This window comes from Kitasatospora sp. NPDC059327 (genome assembly GCF_042752535.1).
GTDB lineage: Bacteria > Actinomycetota > Actinomycetes > Streptomycetales > Streptomycetaceae > Kitasatospora.
On record NZ_JBHYYB010000099.1, the window covers coordinates 15741 to 34191 of the forward strand.

Annotated in this window: 6 protein-coding genes; 4 read left to right on the forward strand and 2 right to left on the reverse strand. The window is 76.1% G+C overall.

All coding sequences use genetic code 11. From position 1 onward, the window contains the following. Window positions 1–84 precede the first annotated feature (84 nt). Together ACFXHB_RS36660 and ACFXHB_RS36665 are read left to right on the forward strand one after the other, a co-directional pair. Window positions 85–13458, forward strand: a complete 13374-nt coding sequence (locus ACFXHB_RS36660; RefSeq protein ID WP_380580003.1) for a MupA/Atu3671 family FMN-dependent luciferase-like monooxygenase — start codon at window positions 85–87, stop codon at window positions 13456–13458. Beyond that, on the forward strand, window positions 13455–14939 hold the full coding sequence (locus ACFXHB_RS36665) for a condensation domain-containing protein (RefSeq protein ID WP_380580005.1): 1485 nt from the start codon (window positions 13455–13457) through the stop codon (window positions 14937–14939). The genes ACFXHB_RS36660 and ACFXHB_RS36665 overlap by 4 nt, the downstream gene beginning before the upstream one ends. A gap of 61 nt (window positions 14940–15000) precedes the next feature. Here the strand turns inward: ACFXHB_RS36665 and ACFXHB_RS36670 are convergent, their stop codons facing one another. Both ACFXHB_RS36670 and ACFXHB_RS36675 read right to left on the reverse strand, forming a co-directional pair. After that, a complete protein-coding gene (locus ACFXHB_RS36670; RefSeq protein WP_380580007.1) occupies window positions 15001–15756 on the reverse strand; it encodes an alpha/beta fold hydrolase in 756 nt (251 codons plus the stop codon). 136 nt (window positions 15757–15892) lie between these two features. Next, window positions 15893–16192: a YciI family protein gene (locus ACFXHB_RS36675; RefSeq protein WP_380580009.1), complete on the reverse strand. Its 300-nt coding sequence runs from the start codon at window positions 16190–16192 to the stop codon at window positions 15893–15895. Window positions 16193–16348: 156 nt separating this feature from the next. On the opposite strand from ACFXHB_RS36675, the gene ACFXHB_RS36680 reads away from it, so the two are divergent. Together ACFXHB_RS36680 and ACFXHB_RS36685 are read left to right on the forward strand one after the other, a co-directional pair. After that, window positions 16349–16657 carry a cupin domain-containing protein gene (locus ACFXHB_RS36680; RefSeq protein ID WP_380580011.1) on the forward strand — a complete coding sequence of 103 codons (309 nt, stop codon included), beginning with the start codon at window positions 16349–16351 and terminating at the stop codon, window positions 16655–16657. Window positions 16658–16756: 99 nt separating this feature from the next. Next, entirely contained in the window at window positions 16757–18265 is a 1509-nt protein-coding gene (locus ACFXHB_RS36685) for an FAD-binding protein (RefSeq protein WP_380580013.1), read from the forward strand. Window positions 18266–18451 lie beyond the last annotated feature (186 nt).

The window sequence follows — 18451 nt, forward strand, 5'->3', positions numbered from 1 at the left end:
CGGACCGGCCGCGATGTCTCCGCCCCGCCACCCCGACCGCTGTACCTCGTTCCCGCCCGCAGAGCCCAGGAAGGTACGCCCCGTATGAGCGTCAACGGCCCCGCCCGCCCCCGACTCGACGCGGTGGAGGGCCGGTTACTGCGGCACGCCGGCCTGGCCGACTGCGCCCTCGTCCCCGGCGACGCGCCGGGCCGTGCCGAACTGATCGCCTACCTGGTGCCCGCCGATGACCGCGACGCGGCCGGGCTGCGCCGCTGGGCCGCCGCGCACCTGCTCACCGACGCCCCCGAGGCGGAGATCCGCCTGGTGGACGGCATCCCGCGCACCGCCGACGGGGCCCCGGACGCCACCGCCCTGGCCGCCGCCCGCGATCCCCGCGAGCACCCCCGACCGACCCGGCAGCACCTCAGCGAACTCTCCGACCGGTGGCGCCCGTTCGCCGCCGCGGCGGCGACCGGGCCGGAGCCCGTGACGGAGCCGGCTCCCGCCACCGGCGCACCCGCCGTCGCCGTAGGACCTGCTCCGGTGACGCTGCCCGACGGCCCCGCCGACCTGCCCGACGCCCTGCTGCGCGCCGCCCGGCTCCACCCCGGGCGCGGCCTGCACCTGGTGCGCGCCGACGGCCGCGCCACCACCCTGACCTACCCCGAGCTGCTGGACCGGGCCCTGCGCGTCCTCGGCACCCTGACCGCGGCGGGCCTGCGCCCGGGCGATCGCGCGATCCTCCAAGTCCCCGATCTGGAGCACTACTTCCCCGCCCTCTGGGCCTGCCTGCTGGGCGGCCTGCTGCCCGTCACGGTGGCCCGGCCGCCGGGCTACGACCGGCCGAACCCGGTGCTGGAGAAGCTGGTCAACGCCTGGGAGACGCTGGAGCACCCGCCCGTCCTGGCCGCCGGCGACGCCGTGACCGGGCTCGCCGGCATCGCCGCCGTCGACCCCCGGGCGGCGGGGCTGCGGGTGGTCCCGGTCGACCGCTCCGCCACCCGACCGCCCGCCGCACCGCACGGCGCGAGCGGGGACGTCGCGATCCTGCAGTTGTCCTCCGGCTCGACCGGCCGCTCCAAGGCGATCCAGATCAGCCACCGGGGCATCCTGGAGTACGTGGCGGGGGCCTGCGAGCAGGGCTTCGCACCCGGCGACCCGACCGTCAACTGGCTGCCGCTCGACCATGTCGCGGGGCTGCTGATGTTCCATCTGCGGGATGTCGTGGCGGCCTGCGACCAGACCCACATCCCCACCGAACTCGTGCTCGCCGACCCGCTGTTGTGGCTGGACACGCTGGAGCGCCGGCGCGCCGCGCACTCCTGGTCGCCCAACTTCGGCTACCGCCTGGTCGCCGAGGCGCTGCGGGCCGCCCCCGAGCGGCGCTGGGACCTCTCGGCCGTCAAGTCCCTGATCAACGCGGGCGAGCAGTGCACCGAGGGCGTCGCCGACGAGTTCCTGGCCCGGCTGGCCCCCTCCGGGCTGCGGCCCGAACACCTGCTGCTCGGCTGGGGCATGGCCGAGACCTGCACCGTCATCGCCTACAAGCGCTACGGCGAGGCCGGCGCCGTCCAGGTGCTGGCCACCGACTCGCTCACCGCGGACCTGCGGCCGCTGCCCGAGGGCTCGGCCGAACCCGCCACCCGCTTTCTCTCGATGGGCCGCCCGGCCGCCGGCGCGCGGCTGCGGGTCGCCGACGACCGGGGCGCCGTGCTGCCCGAGCTGCGGATCGGTCGCCTCCAGGTCTCCTCCGGCCGGGTCACCCCCGGCTACCTCAACAACCCGCGCGCGGACCGCGAATCCGCCACCGCCGACGGCTGGTTCGACACCGGGGATCTCGCCTACCTGCGCGACGGGGAGGTGATCCTCACCGGCCGGCGCAAGGAGATCATCATCATCAACGGCGTCCACCACTTCTGCCACGACCTGGAGGACGTGGTCTCCACCGTCGACGGGGTGCGCTCCGGACACGTCGCCGCCTGCGGCGTGCCCGACGAACGCAGCGGCAGCGAGCAACTGGCCGTCTTCTTCGTGCCCGCCCCCGGGACCGGCGAGCCGCACCGCACGGCCGGCGCCGTACGGACCGCGCTGGCCGAGCGGTTCGGGCTCTCGGTCGCGCTGGTGCTCCCGGTACCGGCCGCCGAGTTCCCCCGCACCACCAGCGGCAAGATCCAACGGACCGCCATCCGGGCCCGGTTGCTCGACGGGGGCCTCGACGCGGCGATCACCCGGTTGGACCTCGCCGAGGGCAACGCCCGCACCCTGCCGGACGTGGTGCGCCGCCCGGCCTGGGAGCCCAGGCCGGTGCCGGCCACCCCCGCGCCGGCACCGCGCGAGACCGTCCTGCTGCTCGGTCCGGTCGGGCCCGGCACCCTGTCGGACGCGCTCGCCGCCCTGCTGCCGGACGCCGTCCAGGCCTCGCAGGCGGACTCCTACGCCCGGCTCGGCGACGGCTACGCGCTCGACCAGCGGCGCGCCGAGAACTGGCCGCGGCTGCTGGACGACCTGGCGGCGGCGGGGCGCCGGCCGCGGCGGGTGCTGCACCTGTGGGCGCAGGACACCGAGCCGGACGAGGCGCTGTGCGGCCCGGCCCTGCTCGGTCTGGTCCGCGCCCTCGCCGACCGGTACGGCAGCGGGCCGGACGGCGAAGCCGGCGGCGTCGACCTGACCACCGTGAGCACCGGCCTGCACGCGCTCGCCGACGGTGAGGTGCCGCGCCCGGTCGCCGCGCTGACCGCCGCCCTGACCGCCGGGGTCCGCGCCGAACAGCTGCTCGCCGGCGCCCGCCACCTCGACCTGCCCGCCGGGCCCGCGGACCCGCGGGCCGTGCTGGCCTTCCTCGCCGACCCGCGCCGCGAACCCGAGGCCGCCTGGCGCGACGGGCGGGCGTACCTGCCCCGGCTCGGCCCGCTCACCCCGCCGGACCACGCCTCACCCGTACCCGCCTGCACGCTGCTCTCCCCCGGGGCCCGCTGGCTGGTGACCGGCGGGCTGGGCGGTCTCGCCGGCGAGCTGCTCCCTGAGCTGCTCCGCCGGCACGGCCCCCACCTGCTGCTCGTCGGACGCACCGACCCGTACGCGGACGGTCCGGCGGCGGCCGGCCGGCGTGCCGCCCTGGAGCGGCTGGCACGGGCCGGCGGCCGGGTCGACTACCGGGTGGCGGACGTGACCGATCGCCGGGCCCTCGCGGCGGCCGTCGCCGAGGCCGAACAGGGCTGGGGCGCACCGCTGGAGGGCGTCCTGCACCTGGCCGGCGACTACCGGATCGGCCTGCTGGAGGAGCTCGGCCCCGAACGGTGGCAGGAGGCCGTCCGGGCCAAGACCGAGGGCACCGACGCGCTGGCCGAGCTGGTGGCGGCCCGCCCCGGCGCCCAGTTCGTCGGCTACTCCTCGATGATCGGCTTCCAGGAGGTGGTCGGCTCGGCCGGGTACGCGGCCGCCAACCGCTATCTGGAGACGGCGATCGAGCGGCTGCGCCGCGAGCACCGGGTACCCGCCTGGACGGTCTCCTGGGGCCTGTGGCGCGGCATCGGGATGAACCGGGAGACCGCCCACGACGAGGCCGCCGCCGAGCGCGGCATCGCCGTGCTCGACGCCGCGCAGGGCCGGCGGCTGGCCACCGCGCTGCTGGCGGCCCCGCCCGGCCACTACTACGCCGGGCCCGACATCACCCGGCCCGCCGCCCGGCGCCGGCTGTTGGCGGGCGAGCCGCGCACGGTCGTCGAGACGGACGGGCCACCCGCCGCCGAACCCGCCCGGCGGCCGGTCGCGGCGGCGCCCGCGCCCACCGAGCTGCGCCGCGCCGTCCTGGACACCTTCGAGGCCGTCCTCGGCGACCCGGTCGACCCCGGCCGGGCCTTCCACGAACTCGGCCTCGGTTCGGTGCAGTTGATGCGGGTCCAGGCCGCACTGGCGGCCGGTCCCGCGCCGGGCCTCGACCCGACCGCGCTGTTCCGCCACCCCACCGTGGACGCCCTCGCGGCCCACCTGGCCGGCGGTCCGGAGGAGGCGCCCCGGGCCGCGCCCGACGCGGCGCGGCCGGTACCCGCCGACCGACGGGTGGCGGTGATCGGCCTGGCGCTGCGCCTGCCCGGCGCGGACACCCCCGAGCAGTACTGGCGCAACATCGTGGACGGTGTGGTCAGCACCACCCGCTACACCCCCGAGCAGCTCGCCGCCGCCGGCATCCGGGCCGAGGAGTACACCCACCCGGACTTCGTCCCGGTCACCGCGCCGATCGCCGACATCGGGCACTTCGACGCCGAGGCCTTCGGGATCAGCGCCGCCGAGGCCGCCCTGACCGACCCCCAGCAGCGGCTGCTGCTGGAGACCTGCGCCCGGGCCCTGGACGACGGCGGCTACGGCGACACCGCGCCCGACACCCGGGTCGGGGTCTTCGCCGGCACCGGGATGACGCTGTACTCGCTGCGCACCTACCTCCAGCACGCCGTCGGCACGACCGCCGACCCGGCGCGACCGGTCGAGGCGCTGCAGGTCGCCATCGGCAACCAGGCCGACTTCGCCGCCACCCGGGTCGCCTACCGGCTCGGCCTCACCGGCCCGGCCGTCGGCGTGCAGACCGCCTGCTCCACCTCGCTGGTCGCCGTGCACCTCGCCGTCCAGTCGCTGCTCACCGGTGACAGCGACCTCGCCCTCGCGGGCGCCGCCGCCCTGCACATCCCGCAGGCCGCCGGCTACCGCTACCAGGAGGGCTCGATCCTGGCGCCGGACGGCGTCTGCCGGGCCTTCGACGAGCGGGCCGGCGGCACCGTCGGCGGCAACGGCGTCGCCGCCGTGCTGCTCAAGCGGCTGGACCGGGCGCTGGCCGACGGCGACACGGTGCACGCCGTCATCCTCGGCTCCGCCGTCAACAACGACGGCGCGGGCAAGGTCGGCTACACCGCGCCCGGTGCGGACGGCCAGGCCGCCGTGGTCGGCCGGGCGCTGGACGTCGCGGGCGTGCCGGCGGACAGCATCGGCTACATCGAGGCCCACGGCACCGGCACCCCGCTCGGCGACCCGATCGAGGTCCAGGCCCTCACCCGGGCCTTCCGGGCCCGCACCGAGGCGGTGGGCTTCTGCGCCCTCGGCTCGGTCAAGCCGAACATCGGCCACCTGGACACCTGCGCCGGGATGGCGGGCCTGATCAAGGCCGTTCTCGCGCTGCGCCACCGGGCGATCCCGCCGCTGACCCACCTGACCCGGCCCAACCCCGCCCTCGGCCTGCCCGGCAGCCCCTTCGTGCTCCCCACCGAGGCGGCGGACTGGCCCGCCGGGGACGCCCCGCGCCGGGCGGGGGTCAGCGCGCTCGGCGTCGGCGGCACCAACGCGCACCTCGTCCTGGAGGAGGCACCGGCGGGCACGGGGGCGGACGAACCCGCCGGCACCACGGTCGACGAACCGGCCGGTGCCCGCGCCGACGGACCTCCGGTCGCCCTGGTGCCGCTGTCCGCCCGCAGCCCGCGGGCCCTGACCGAGCTCGCCGCCACCGTGCTCGACCGGCTGCGCGGCGAGCACCCGCCGCGCCCGGCCGACCTGCTGCTCACCCTCGGCGCGGGCCGCCGCCCGCTGCGCCACCGGCTCGCCGTCACCGGCGCCGGGCCCGCCGAACTCGCCGAAGCGCTCGCCTCGTTCGTCGGCGGACGGGCCTCCGGCCCGGCGCACGCGGCCCGGGACGCCGGGCGCGCCGCACCGGCGCCGGTCCTGCTGTACACCGGTCAGGGCGCGCAGTACCGGGGCATGGCCGCCGGGCTGTACCGGGCGTACCCGGCGTTCCGGGAGGTGCTGGACACCTGCGACCGGCTGCACCGCGAGGCCTGGGGCGAGGCGCTGCTGCCCCTGCTGCTGGAGCCCGCCGAGGGCGAGGAGCCGGTCTGGAGCACCGAGGCCGCCCAGCCGGCGCTGTTCGCGGTGCAGGCCGCGTACACCGCGCTCTGGGAGGAGTTCGGGCTGCGGCCCGCGGCGGTGGCGGGGCACAGCGCGGGCGAGTACGCGGCGGCGTACGCGGCCGGGGCGTACTCGCTGGCCGACGGGCTCTTCCTGGCGGGGGTGCGGGGGCGGCTGATGCACCGCTCGACCGAGCCGGGGGCGATGACGGTGGCCGCCGCGTCCGCCGAACGGCTGGGCGCGCTCGCCGGATGGCTGCCCGGGGTCGACCTGGCCGTCGTGAACGGCGCCGGGCAGTGCGTGCTGGCCGGGCGACCCGGGGACGTGGCCGCGGCGGAGGCGGTGCTCGCCCTGGAAGGGGTGGCGACCGAGCGGTTGGCCGCCGACCGGGCGTTCCACTCCCGGCTGATGGAGCCGGTGCTGGCGGCCTTCCGGAGCCGGCTGGCGCAGATCGACCTCCGACCGCTGCGGGTCCCGCTGGTGAGCAACCTCGACGGCGCGCTGCTGGCGCCCGGCACGGTGCCCGAGCCCGGACACTTCGTCCGCCAGACCAGGGAGACCGCGCGCTTCGACCGGGTCCTCGCGACACTGGACGGGCTCGGCCACGGACTGTTCCTGGAGGTCGGTCCGCACCACACGCTGAGCGGGCTGGGTCGGCGCGAGCTGCCCGGGTCGGTGTTCGTGCCGAGCGGGCGTCGCGGCCGCCCGCCGGAGCGCCAACTGCTCACGGCGCTGGGCACGCTGTGGACGCACGGGGTGCCGGTGGACTGGGCGGCGGCCGCGGCGGCCCGGCGGTGGCCGGACGGGCCCGCGCGCCGCGTACCGCTGCCGGGCCGGCCGTTCCACGGCAGCCACCACTGGTTCACGCCACCCGCCGCCGAGGGCGGGCCGGTTCCGCCCCCCGAACCGCGCTCCGCGCTCCTGCCCTCGACCGAACCACCCTCCGGACCGACGTTCTCGACCGAACCGCCGTCCGCGCCAGTGCCCTCGACCGACGACGGCCCCGGCACCCTGCCCGCACCCGACCGCACCGTTCTGGAGGAGCCCGTCATGACCGACACCCCCGCACCGGACCCGGTGGAGGAGGCGGCCGGCCTGATCCTCGACCGGGTGGTGGCGCAGACCGCGCGTCAGCTCGGCGTCGCCGAGGAGGCGGTGGGCGCCGGGGACCCGTTCTTCGACCTCGGGGCCGACTCACTGTCCATGATCAACATGATTAGGGACCTGGAGCGGGCCTTCGGGGTGCGGGTGCCGATGCGTGAACTGTTCGAGGACGCGGACACCCCGGCGCGGCTCGCCGGGCTGATCGCGGGGCGGCTGAGCGCCGAGGCGCTGACGGCGCTGCTGCCCGCGCCGGAGCCGGCTCCTCCCGCGGCTGCGGCCCTTCCCGCGGCTCAGGCCCTTCCCGCGGCTGAGGCCCTTCCTGCGGCTCCGGCTCAGGTCGCGGTCACGCTGCCGGTCGCCCCGGCCGCTGTGCCCGCGCCGGCCGCCGCGCCCGCACTTGCCGTACCCGCGCCTGCCGTACCCGCACCGGCTGCCGTCGCCCCGGTCGCGGTGGCGCCACCCACCGCCGTGCCGCCCGTCGCCCCGGCGGCGCCCGTCGGAGCCGGTGCGGTGATCGAACGCCAGCTCGCCCTGATGGGCCAGTTCTCCCAGCTGATGACCGACCAGCTCGGTCTGCTCGCCGGCGCGCCCGCCACACCCGCGCTCCCGGCCGGGCCGACGGCACCGGACCTCACGGCCACCGCCGGCCTCGCGATCACCCCGCCCCGCCCCGCCGCGGCCGGCCCGGAGCAGCCCGGCACGCCGCACCCCGCCGCCGAGCCCGCCCCCGCCCGGCCCACCGCCGCCGAGCCCGCCCCCGCCGCGCCCCAGGTGCACGGCCCGCGCGTCACGGTGGCCCGTGACTCCGGCATGGCCGGCGGCGGCCTGAGCGGCGAACAGCGCCGCCACCTGGACGAGTTGGTCGAGCGGTTCACCGCCCGGACCGCCGCCTCCAAGGCACTGACCCAACGCCACCGCCGGGTGCTCGCCGACAGCCGTGCGGTGGTCGGCTTCCGTTCGGCCACCAAGGAGATGCTCTACCCGCTCGCGGCCCGCCGGGCCCAGGGCTCCCGCCTGGAGGACATCGACGGCAACTCCTACGTCGACATCACGATGGGGTTCGGGGTGCTGCTCTTCGGCCACGAGCCCGCCTTCGTCCAGGAGGCGGTCCGCGAGCACCTGTCCGGCGGCCTGCGGCTGGGCCCGCGCGGCGAGGAGACCGGCGAGGCCGCCGAGCTGCTGGCCGAACTGACCGGCACCGAGCGCGTCGCGTTCGCCAACTCCGGGACGGAGGCCAACGCCGGGGCGATCCGGCTGGCCCGCGCGTACACCGGGCGGGACGCGATCGTGATGTTCGAGGGCTCGTACCACGGGCACTTCGACCACACGCTCGGCCGCCCGGTGGGACACGGGGCCGAGCGCGAGACGGTGCCCGTGTCGATCGGCGTCCCCGGCAGCGCGGTCGCCGACCTGATCGTCCTCCCCTACGGGGACCCGGAGAGCCTGCGGGTCATCGACGAGCTCGGCGACCGGATCGCCGCCGTCCTGGTCGAGCCGGTGCAGAGCCGCCACCCCTCCCGGCAGCCGGCCGCGTTCGTGCGCGGGCTGCGCGACCTGACCACGCGCCGCGGCATCGTCCTGATCTTCGACGAGATGCTCACCGGCTTCCGCCCGCACCTGCGCGGCGCCCGGGGCTTCTGGGGTGTGGAGCCCGACCTGTCGACGTACGGCAAGGTACTCGGCGGCGGCTATCCGATCGGCGCAATCGCGGGGCGCGCCGCCGTGATGGACGGCATCGACGGGGGCTTCTGGCAGTACGGGGACGCCAGTTACCCGCCGAACGACACCACCTTCTTCGGCGGCACCTACATCCAGCACCCGCTCTCGATGGCCGCCTGCCGGGCCGTGCTGCGGCACTTCAAGGAGCAGGGTCCGGGCCTGCAGGAGCGGCTGAACGCCCGGACCGGAGAGCTGGCCGCCGGCGTCAACGGCTTCTTCGAGGAGGAGGAGTTCCCGCTCCGGCTGGCGCACTTCGGTTCGCTGTTCCGCTTCGAGCCGCGCGCCGACATGGAGCTGCTCTTCCACCACCTGCTGGTCAAGGGGGTCTACGTCTGGGAGTGGCGCAACTTCTTCCTCTCCACCGCGCACAGCGACGGTGACGTGGAGTTCGTGGCCGACGCCGTCCGCGCGTCCCTGCGGGACATGCGGCGCGGCGGGTTCTTCCCCTCCGCCCGCCCGGTCGCCGTCCCGGCCGTGCCCGCGCCGCGCCGTGAACTGCCGCCGCAGGCCCGCCCGGTGTCCGCGCCGACCGGCACCCGGCCGGAGCCGGGCCCGGACCCCGCGCCGACCGCACCCGCCGGTGATCCGGACCGCGCGGTCGACTTCAGCCTCTCCTTCTTCGGCGACTACCCGCTCGACACCCGGCCCGAGGACCGCTACCGGATCGTCCTGGAGAGCGCCCGCTTCGCCGACCGCAACGGCTTCCACGCCGTCTGGCTGCCGGAGCGGCACTTCCACTCCTTCGGCGGCATCTTCCCCAACCCCTCGGTGCTGGCCGCCGCCCTGGCCCGGGAGACCGAACGCGTCCGGCTGAACGCGGGCTGCGCCGTCCTGCCGCTGCACCACCCGGTGCGGGTGGCCGAGGAGTGGTCGGTGGTCGACAACCTGTCCGGCGGGCGGGTGGGCCTCGGCTGCGCCAGCGGCTGGCACCCGAACGACTTCCTCTTCTTCCCCGACCGCTACGGCACCCACAAGCAGCTGATGCACCAGCAGATCGACACGATCCGGGCGCTGTGGCGCGGCGAGCCCTACCGGGGCCGCGCCGGCAACGGCGAGGAGATCGAGGTGCACCTGCACCCCCGGCCGCTCCAGGAGCTTCCGCCGATGTACACGGCGATCGTCGGCAACCCGGACAGCTTCCGCGAGGCCGCCCGCCACGACCTCGGCGTGATCACCAACCTGATGACCCAGAGCGTCGAGGAGCTGGCCGCCAACGTCGCCCTCTACCGGCGCACCCGGGCCGAGCACGGCCTCGACCCCGAGACCGGCCGGGTCGTGGTGCTGGTGCACACCTACCTCGGCGCCGACCTCGCCACCGCCCGCGCGCAGGCCTACCGCCCGTTCTGCGGCTACCTGCGCTCCTCGCTCTCCCTCTTCGGGCAGGTCGCCAACAGCCTCGGCCTCACCCTGGACTACGAGAACACCCCGGAGGAGGACCTGGAGTTCGTCCTGGAGCGCGCCTACGAGCGGTACTGCGCCTCGCGCGCGCTGATCGGCACCCCCGAGAGCGTGCGAGACGTCCTGGCCTCGCTGCGTGCCGCCGGCGCCGACGAGATCGCCGCCTTCGTCGACTTCGGGCTCTCCCCCGAGCTGGTCGCCGCCGGCCTGCCGCACCTGGACGAGCTGCGCCGCACCGCCCAACGGCCGCGCGAACGGCGCGCCCCGCTGTCGTACGCCCAGCAGCGGATGTGGTTCCTGCACCGGATGCTGCCCGACAGCTCCCGCTACAACGAGGTCAAGGCCATCGCCCTGGACGGGCCGCTCGACCACCGCGCGCTGACCGGCGCCCTGCACGCCCTGGCCGAACGGCATCCGGCGCTGCGCACCGTCTTCCGCGAACAGGACGGCGAGCCGTACCAGGTGGTGCTGCCAGCCGCCGGCGCGCCGCTCCCGGTCGAGGACGCCCCGGCCGGCGGGGACGGCGGGGAGGCCGTTCGCGCGCTGGTCGCCGAAGAGGGCGCCCACCGGTTCGACCTGGCCGCCGGCCCGCTGCTGCGCGCCCGCTTGCTGCGCCTGGGCGAGGAGCGGCACGTGCTCGTACTCGCCATGCACCACATCGTCATCGACACCCTCTCCGCCGTGGTGATCACCCGTGAGCTGGGCGAGCTCTACCGGGCCACGCAGGCCGGTCGCCGCCCCGAGCTGCCGCAACTGCCGACCAGCTACGCCGAGTTCGCGACCCGGGAGCGGGCGCTGGTCGCCGAGGGCGCGCACACCGCGAGCCTGGCGCACTGGCGTACCGTCCTCGGCGGCGAGCTGCCGGTGCTGGCGCTGCCCACCGACCGGCCGCGCCCGGCCCTGCCGGACGGCCGGGGGCGCGCCTTCGTCCGCCTGCTGGACGGTGAACTCTCCGGCCGGGTGCGGGAGCTGGCCCGCTCACGGCGCTCCACGCTGTTCATGGTGCTGCTCAGCGCGTTCGCCGGAGTGCTGCACCGCTTCAGCGGCCAGGACGAGATCGTGCTCGGCACGCCCGTCGCCAACCGCGACGAGGGCACCGAGGACCTGGTCGGGTTCTTCGTCAACACCCTCGCCCTGCGCCTCGACCTCTCCGGGGAGCCGGACTTCGATCGGCTGCTCGCCCGGGTCCGGGACACCGCGCTGGACGCCTACGAGCACCAGCGACTCCCGTTCGAGGTCCTGGTCCAGGAGGTGAACCCGCCGCGCGACACCAGCCGCAACCCGCTGTTCCAGGTGATGGTGGAGTTCGAGAACCACGCGCTGTTCGAACTCGACCTGCCGGGCATCGACGCCCGCCCGCTGGACGACGTCGTGGACAAGGCCGGCTTCGACCTCACCCTCTTCCTCACCAACCTGCCCGAGGGCATCCGCTGCCATGTCGAGTACGCCACCGCGCTGTTCGACCGGGAGACCGTCGAGCGCCTGCTGACCGCCTTCGAGCAGCTGCTCGCCGCCGCCGTCGCCGACCCCGCCCGGCCGGTGGCCGAACTGCTGCCCGCCGGCCGCGAGACGGCCACCCCCGCGCTGCCCGGCACCCCGTCGCTGCGCGAACGACTGGCCCGCACGGCAGCCGAGCACCCGGACCGCACCGCCGTCCTCACCCCCGACGGGACCTCGGTCGGCTACCGCGAACTGGGCGACCGGGCCGAGCGGGTGGCGGCGCTGCTGGCCGCCGCCGGGGTCACCGCCGGCACCCCTGTCGCCACCCTGCTGCCCCGCTCCACCGACCAGGTGGCGGCGCTGCTCGCCGTGGTCCGGCTCGGCGCGGTCCACGTCCCGATCGACCCGGTGCACGGCGCCGAGCGCTGCCGCCTGATCGCCACCGACAGCGGCGCCCCGCTGCTGCTCACCCGCACCGGCACCGACCGCCTCGGCATCACCCTGCCCGCCGTCCTGACCGACGACGACAGCCCGGTGCCGCCCGCGCCCGCCGCCGTCGACCCCGACCCCGAGTCGCCCGCCTACTGCCTCTACACCTCCGGCACCACCGGCCGGCCCAAGGGCGTGGTGATGCCCTACCGCGGCCTGCGGTCCCTGGTCGACTGGAACACCGACCAGCACGGCCCGCTGCGCACCCTGCAGTACGCCTCCTGCGGGTTCGACGTCTCCGTCCAGGAGGTCCTCACCGCCCTCGCCGGCGGCGGCACGCTCGTCCTCGTCGACGAGGAGACCCGCTACGACGCGCGGGCCCTGGCCGCACACCTGCGGCGCACCCGCACCGAACGCGTCCACCTCCCGCACAGCACACTGGCCGGCCTGCTCGGCGCCCTGGCCGAGGCCCCGGTGCCCGACCTGCGCGAGATCGTCTCCGGCGGCGAGCAGTTGCTGCTCACCCCGGCGCTGCGCGCCTTCCTGCGGGACAACCCGCGGTGCCGGCTCTTCAACCACTACGGGCCCACCGAGACCCATGCGATGACCAGCGTCGAGCTGTCCGCCGACGGCCCCGACCACGCCCCGATCGGCCGCCCCGTCCCCGGCAGCCGCGTCCAACTGCTCGACCCGCACGGACGCCCGGTGCCGGACGGCGCGGCCGGCGAGATCCACATCCTCGGCGACTCGGTCGGCCTCGGCTACCTGAACCGCCCCGAGGAGACCGCCGCCGCCTTCGTCCCCACCCCGGGGGGCCTGCGCTACCGCACCGGCGACCTGGGCCGGCTGCGGCCGGACGGCACGCTGGACTTCCTCGGCCGGATCGACGAGCAGGTGAAGATCCGCGGCTACCGGATCGAGCCCGGCGAGGTGGAGAACGTGCTGCGCACCGTCCCCGGGGTCCGGGAGGCCGCGGTCGCCGCGCAGCACGGCCCGCGGGGCACCGCGCTCGCCGCGTACATCGTGCCGGACCCGGAGGGCGCGGCCGACCCGGACGGTGCCCCCGACGGCACCGACGGCCGGCTCGCCCTGGTACGCGACGCGCTCGCCGACCGGCTGCCCGAACACATGGTGCCCCGGCTCTGGGCCCTGGTGACGCACGTACCGCTGACCCGCAACGGCAAGCTGGACCGGGCCGCGCTGCCCCCGGCCGGGCCGCTCGGGGCCGCCGCCGAGACCGCCCCCGCCACCGCACTGGAGCGACTCCTCCAGGAGCTCTGGGCGAAGGAGCTGGGCGTCCCCGCGCCGGGCGTGGAGACCTCCTTCTTCGATCTGGGCGGGCACTCACTGGCCGCCACCCGGCTGCTCAACCTGGTCCGTGAGGAGGCCGGCCTGGAGATCGGCATCCTCGACTTCTTCCGCCGCCCCACCATCCGCGGCATGGCCGACCGTGCCCGCGCCGCCGAGCCGGCCGAGACCTTCGAGCGGGGGACGCTGTGACCGGCCTGCCCGACGCGACCGCGGTGCCCGGGACGACCGAGGACTGGAAGCAGCTCGTCCGCCTGCTGGACGAACGGGAGATCGTCCTGTCCACCGCGGGCGACCGACTGGAGTACCTCGCTCCCCCGGGGGCGATGGACGGCCGGCTGGTCGCCCTGGTCAAGGGCGAACGGGAACGGCTGCTCACCGTCCTGACCGGTGGCGGAGCCGCCGAGGCCGCCGCGCCGGCCGGCATCGCCCAGGCCCGGATGCACCGCAGCCACGGCCGGGTCGCCGACCCCAGCCTGTGGAACATCACCCAGCGGATCACCCTGCGCGGCCCGCTCGACCCCGCCCGACTGCGACGGGCCCTCACCGCCCTGACGGCCCGCCACCCCAGCCTGCGCACCCGCTACACGCCCACCGACCTCGGGCTGCTCCAGCAGGTCCTGCCCGCCCCCGACGCCCTACCGCTACCGGTCGGCGCGGTGGGCGAGGACGGGGAGTCGGTGGCCGCCGCCACCCGCGCGGAGACCGCCACGCCGTTCGACCTCGGCGCGCCGCCCCTGCTGCGGGCCCGGCTGCTGCGACTCGGCCCGGACCACCACGTCCTGTTGCTGACGATCCATCACATCGCCCTGGACGGGTGGTCGCTGGCCACCCTGCTGGCGGACCTCGGCGCCCTGTACGGGGACCACCGGGCGGCACTGCCCGAGCCGGGATCGATGATCGAACACGCCTGCTGGGAGCGGACGGTGGTGACCCGCGAGGCGGTCCGCCGGGCCACCGCCCGCTACGCCGAGCGTCTCACCGGTCTGCCCCTCACGGTGCCGCTGCCCACCGACCGCCCCCGGCCGGAGCGGCGCTCCGGACACGGTGGCATCCTGCGCTTCGCGCTGACCCCCGAGGAGACCGCGGCGCTGAACCGGTGCGCGGCCGGCCGCTCCACCACACCGGCGGCCGTGGTGCTGGCCGCCCTCGGCGACCTGCTCAGCGAACTCACCGGCGCCGAGGAGACCTTGGTGATGCTCTCGACCGCCAACCGGCGGCGCCGGGAGCACGAGCGGCTGGTCGGGCTGCTGACCACCAACCTGCCGGTCCGGCTGCCCGGCCGGGCGCCGGGCGGCCTCGCCGCGCTGATCGACCGGGCGGGCGAGGCACTGGCCACCACGCTCGACCAGGCCGACGTCCCGTTCGGCCTGGTCACGGAGGACCTGCGGGCGCTGGGGCTGGCCCTCCCGCCCTCCTTCCCACAGGTACTGCTGGCCGTGCAGACCACGCCGGCACCGGTCCTGGAACTGACCGGCCTGGACGTTCTCGTCGAGGACATCCCGGGCAGCGGCGCCCGGTCGGACCTGCTGCTGATGCTCACCCCCGAGGGGGACGGCGGTCTGGCGGGTCTGGCCGAGTACGACGCCGACCTCTTCGACGAGTCCACCGTCCGGAGCTGGCTGGACCACCTGGTGCGGCTGCTGACCGAGCGGCTGCCGTCGGCGGCCTGACGCCGGTGGCGGGTCCGGCTCCGCGCGGAGCCGGACCCGTCACCGGACTCCCGGGCGCACGTCAGGCGCGCAGGAACGCCTCCAGCGCCGTCGCCAGCGCCACCGGGACTTCGTGCATCGGGTAGTGCCCCGCGTTGGCCAGGACCTCCAGCTCCGCGTTCGGGTAGTGGAGCAGCCAGGTGCCGCGGATCACCTCGGCGGACAGCGCGGGGTCGTGCTCGCCGACGAAGACCTTGACCGGGAGCGTACTGCCGGCGATCTTGGCCGCGAAGTCCTGGGTGGTCCAGTCGTCGAGGTAGCCGGCGAAGGCCTCCGGGCGGGAGCCGGCCACCGAGCGGGCGGTCATCGCGTCCAGCCAACGCGCGCAGGCGCGGTTCCCGGTCACCAGATCGAGGATGGCCCGGCGGTTGGCGGGGCGCGACGGCGCCCCGTGGAACAGGTCGTGGGCGTCGCCCTCCAGCGGGTAGCCGCCCGCGGGCACCGGCGCCACCCCCACCAGCTTGCGCACCCGGCCCGGCGCCTCGGCCAGGACGCGCTGCGCCGCCTTGCCGCCCATCGAGTGCCCGACCACGGAGAACGACCCCCAGCCCAGCTGGTCCGCCAGGGCGAGCGCGTCCGCGGCGATCTCGGCCAGGGTGAACTCACCCGCCACGTCGCGTCGTTCGCCGTAGCCCCGGTAGTCCAGGAAGGCGTAGCCGAAGGCCTCCGGGTCCAGGTGGTCGAGGAACGGACCCCAGCTCGCACCGGTGTCGAACCAGTCGTGCAGGACGAGCACCTTGTGCTCGCCGGTGCCGATGGCGCGGTGACTGATCGTCATGACTGGCTCCCGTCACGTGGTCTGCCGGTCTCCTCCCCCGGCCCGTCGGGCGCCAATCCCGCCGGCCGGCCGGGCCCCGGACACCGGCCGGGCACGTCACCCGGGCCGGTCGGGCGGGCAGCTGCCGGCGGGCCGGTCAGGAGGGCAGTTGCTGGCGGTAGGCGTCCAGGGCGGGCGCGGTGGTGGTCGCCAGGAACTCCGTGACGGTGTACTCGACCAGCCCCGCCCGGCTGAACGGGTCGGTCCGGGCGATCTCCTCGACGGCCGCCCGGTCCTCGCCCACGGCGATGATCACGCCGCCGTCGCGGGGCACCTTGCGGCCCGAGGCGAGGAAGGTCCCGGCGTCGTAGTGCTGCCGCAGCCACTCCACGTGCTGCGGGAGCACGGCGTCGACGCGGTCCAGGGTCGCGGTGTAGGTCAACTCCAGAACGAACATGCGCCCAGGCTAGCGCCCGGCCCCGAGCGGCCGTCAGCCGCCCGGGCGGGCCGAGGATTTTACCGAACGGTCGACCAACGGGCCCCGACACCCCGATAGCGTGCGGACATCCCAGTGACCACGGGCGCGGACCGACCGCGCCGGAAGAGGTGTGCCATGAACCGGATCGACGTCCCCGCGACCGCCGCCCTGCTGCCCCGGGCCTGGAGCTCGCGCGTCCTGGGCCGGGTGGGCACAGCCGCCGTCAAGGTCCTGCGGATGGACGGGCTGCCGCTCCAGGAGGAACGGCACGAGCACGCGGAGGCACTGCTCGTCCTGGACGGGCGGCTGGACCTGCGGGTCGCGGGCGTCGCCGTCTCGCTCGGCCCCGGCGAGCTGTACGTGGTGCCGGCCGGTGTCCCGCACGCCGTGGCGGCGGGCAGCCGGGGCACCTTGGTGATCGTGGAGGTGGACGAGACCGGGTGACCCACTGGGCCCTCGCCGCCGGGCGGAGGGTGATTGCGGGTGTCCGAGCCGACTGCGATACAACACTGCTCATATGACGATTGATCGGAGATATCTGTAATGAGCAAGTCAGCTCTGCCCCGCCGCGGTCTGCTCGTCGGCACGGCGGCCACGGTCATCGGCTGGAACACCGCCGGACGCACCTGGGCCGTCAGCACCGACCAGGGCGCACCCGGCCCCGCCGCCACCCAGGACGCGGTGGCCGCACTGCCCCGGCTGGACGGCAGCCTGGTCACCGACCCCACCTCGCTCACCCGCTTCGCCGGTGACTTCGGGCACCTGGTGACCGCCGCGCCCCGGGCCGTGCTGCGGCCGGGCTCGGTGCGCGACATCACCGCGGTCGTCGGCTTCGCCCGCCGCCACCGGATCCCCGTCGCCATGAACGGCCAGAGCGGTGGCGGCGAGACGGCGGAGCTGGAGTCGCACTCCAACTACGGGCAGGCCGCGGCCCCCGGCGGCATCGCCATCGACGCCCGCGGGCTCGACCGCGTCCTCGCCGTCACCCCCGGCCGGGCCGTCGTCGAGGCCGGCGTCACCTGGGCGCAGCTGACCGACGCGGCGCTCGCCCGGGGCTGGATGCCGCCCTGCCTGACCGACTACCTGCACCTGTCGGTCGGTGGCACGCTGAGCGTGGGCGGGATCGGCTCCGGTGTGCAGCGCCACGGGCTGCAGGCCGACACCGTCGAGTCGGTCGACGTGGTCACCGGCACCGGTCGGCTGGTCACCGCCTCCGCCACCAGCAACCGGCAACTGTTCGAGGCGGTCCTGGCCGGCGGCGGGCAGGCCGGCATCATCGTCCGCGCCACCCTGCGGCTCGTCCCGGCCCGCGAGCGCGCCCTGGTGTTCACCCTGTTCTACGACGACCTCGCCGCCTACCTGGGCGACCAGGAGCGGATCATGGCCGAGCGCCGCTTCGACCTCCAGGCCGGTGAGGTGGTGCGCAACGCCGAGGGCACCGCGTGGCGGTACAAGATCGAGGCCGTCGCCCACTACGACGGCGGCACGCCTCCGGACCGGGGCACCCTGCTGCGCGGGCTGCGCTGCGCGCCCGGCGAGACCACCGTCACCGACCAGAGCGCCCGCGACTACGCCTTCCGGGTCGACGGCTTCGCCGCCTACCTCAAGGCCACCGGACTCTGGTCGCAGCCGAAGCCCTGGCTCAGCCTGTTCCTGCCCGCGTCCACCGCGCGGGCCTTCGTCCGCGAGGCCACCGCCCTGCTCACCCCGGCGGACCTCGGCGCCGGGATCCTGCTGCTCTACCCCTACACCACCGCCACCCTGACCCGGCCGCTGGCCGTGATGCCGGACGCGCCGGTCGGCTGGCACTTCGACCTGCTGTCCTTCCCCGCCCCGGGCGCGGACACCGCCGCCATGCTGCGCCGCAACCGCCACCTCTACGAGCGCGCGGTCGCCCTCGGCGGCAAACGCTACCTGATCGGCGCGATCCCCGGGATGACGCCCACGGACTGGCGCCGCCACTACGGCGCCCGCTGGGCGGCCGCGACGGCGGCGAAGCACCGGTACGACCCGGCCGGCATCCTCACCCCCGGCCAGGGCATCCACACCTGACCGACCGGGCGGCCCGCCCCGCCCACCGTCGGGGACGGGGCCGGGCCCCACGGCCCGGCGGGGCCTCGCGGGCGGGGGTCCGGGCCGGACCCTAGAACGCTGATGAAGATCTTGGTGTGATCGGGGCTGCCGCCGTCAGGCGGCAGCCCCGATCTGCCAGGTGGTGCCGTTGTGGGCGAGTCCGAG

What these genes read in the sequence shown, in the direction of transcription:
- ACFXHB_RS36660 (WP_380580003.1), top strand. Translation starts at nt 85, where the DNA reads ATGAGCGTCAACGGCCCCGCCCGCCCCCGACTCGACGCGGTGGAGGGC.
- ACFXHB_RS36680 (WP_380580011.1), top strand. Translation starts at nt 16,349, where the DNA reads ATGAACCGGATCGACGTCCCCGCGACCGCCGCCCTGCTGCCCCGGGCC.
- ACFXHB_RS36675 (WP_380580009.1), bottom strand. Translation starts at nt 16,192, where the DNA reads ATGTTCGTTCTGGAGTTGACCTACACCGCGACCCTGGACCGCGTCGAC.
- ACFXHB_RS36685 (WP_380580013.1), top strand. Translation starts at nt 16,757, where the DNA reads ATGAGCAAGTCAGCTCTGCCCCGCCGCGGTCTGCTCGTCGGCACGGCG.
- ACFXHB_RS36670 (WP_380580007.1), bottom strand. Translation starts at nt 15,756, where the DNA reads ATGACGATCAGTCACCGCGCCATCGGCACCGGCGAGCACAAGGTGCTC.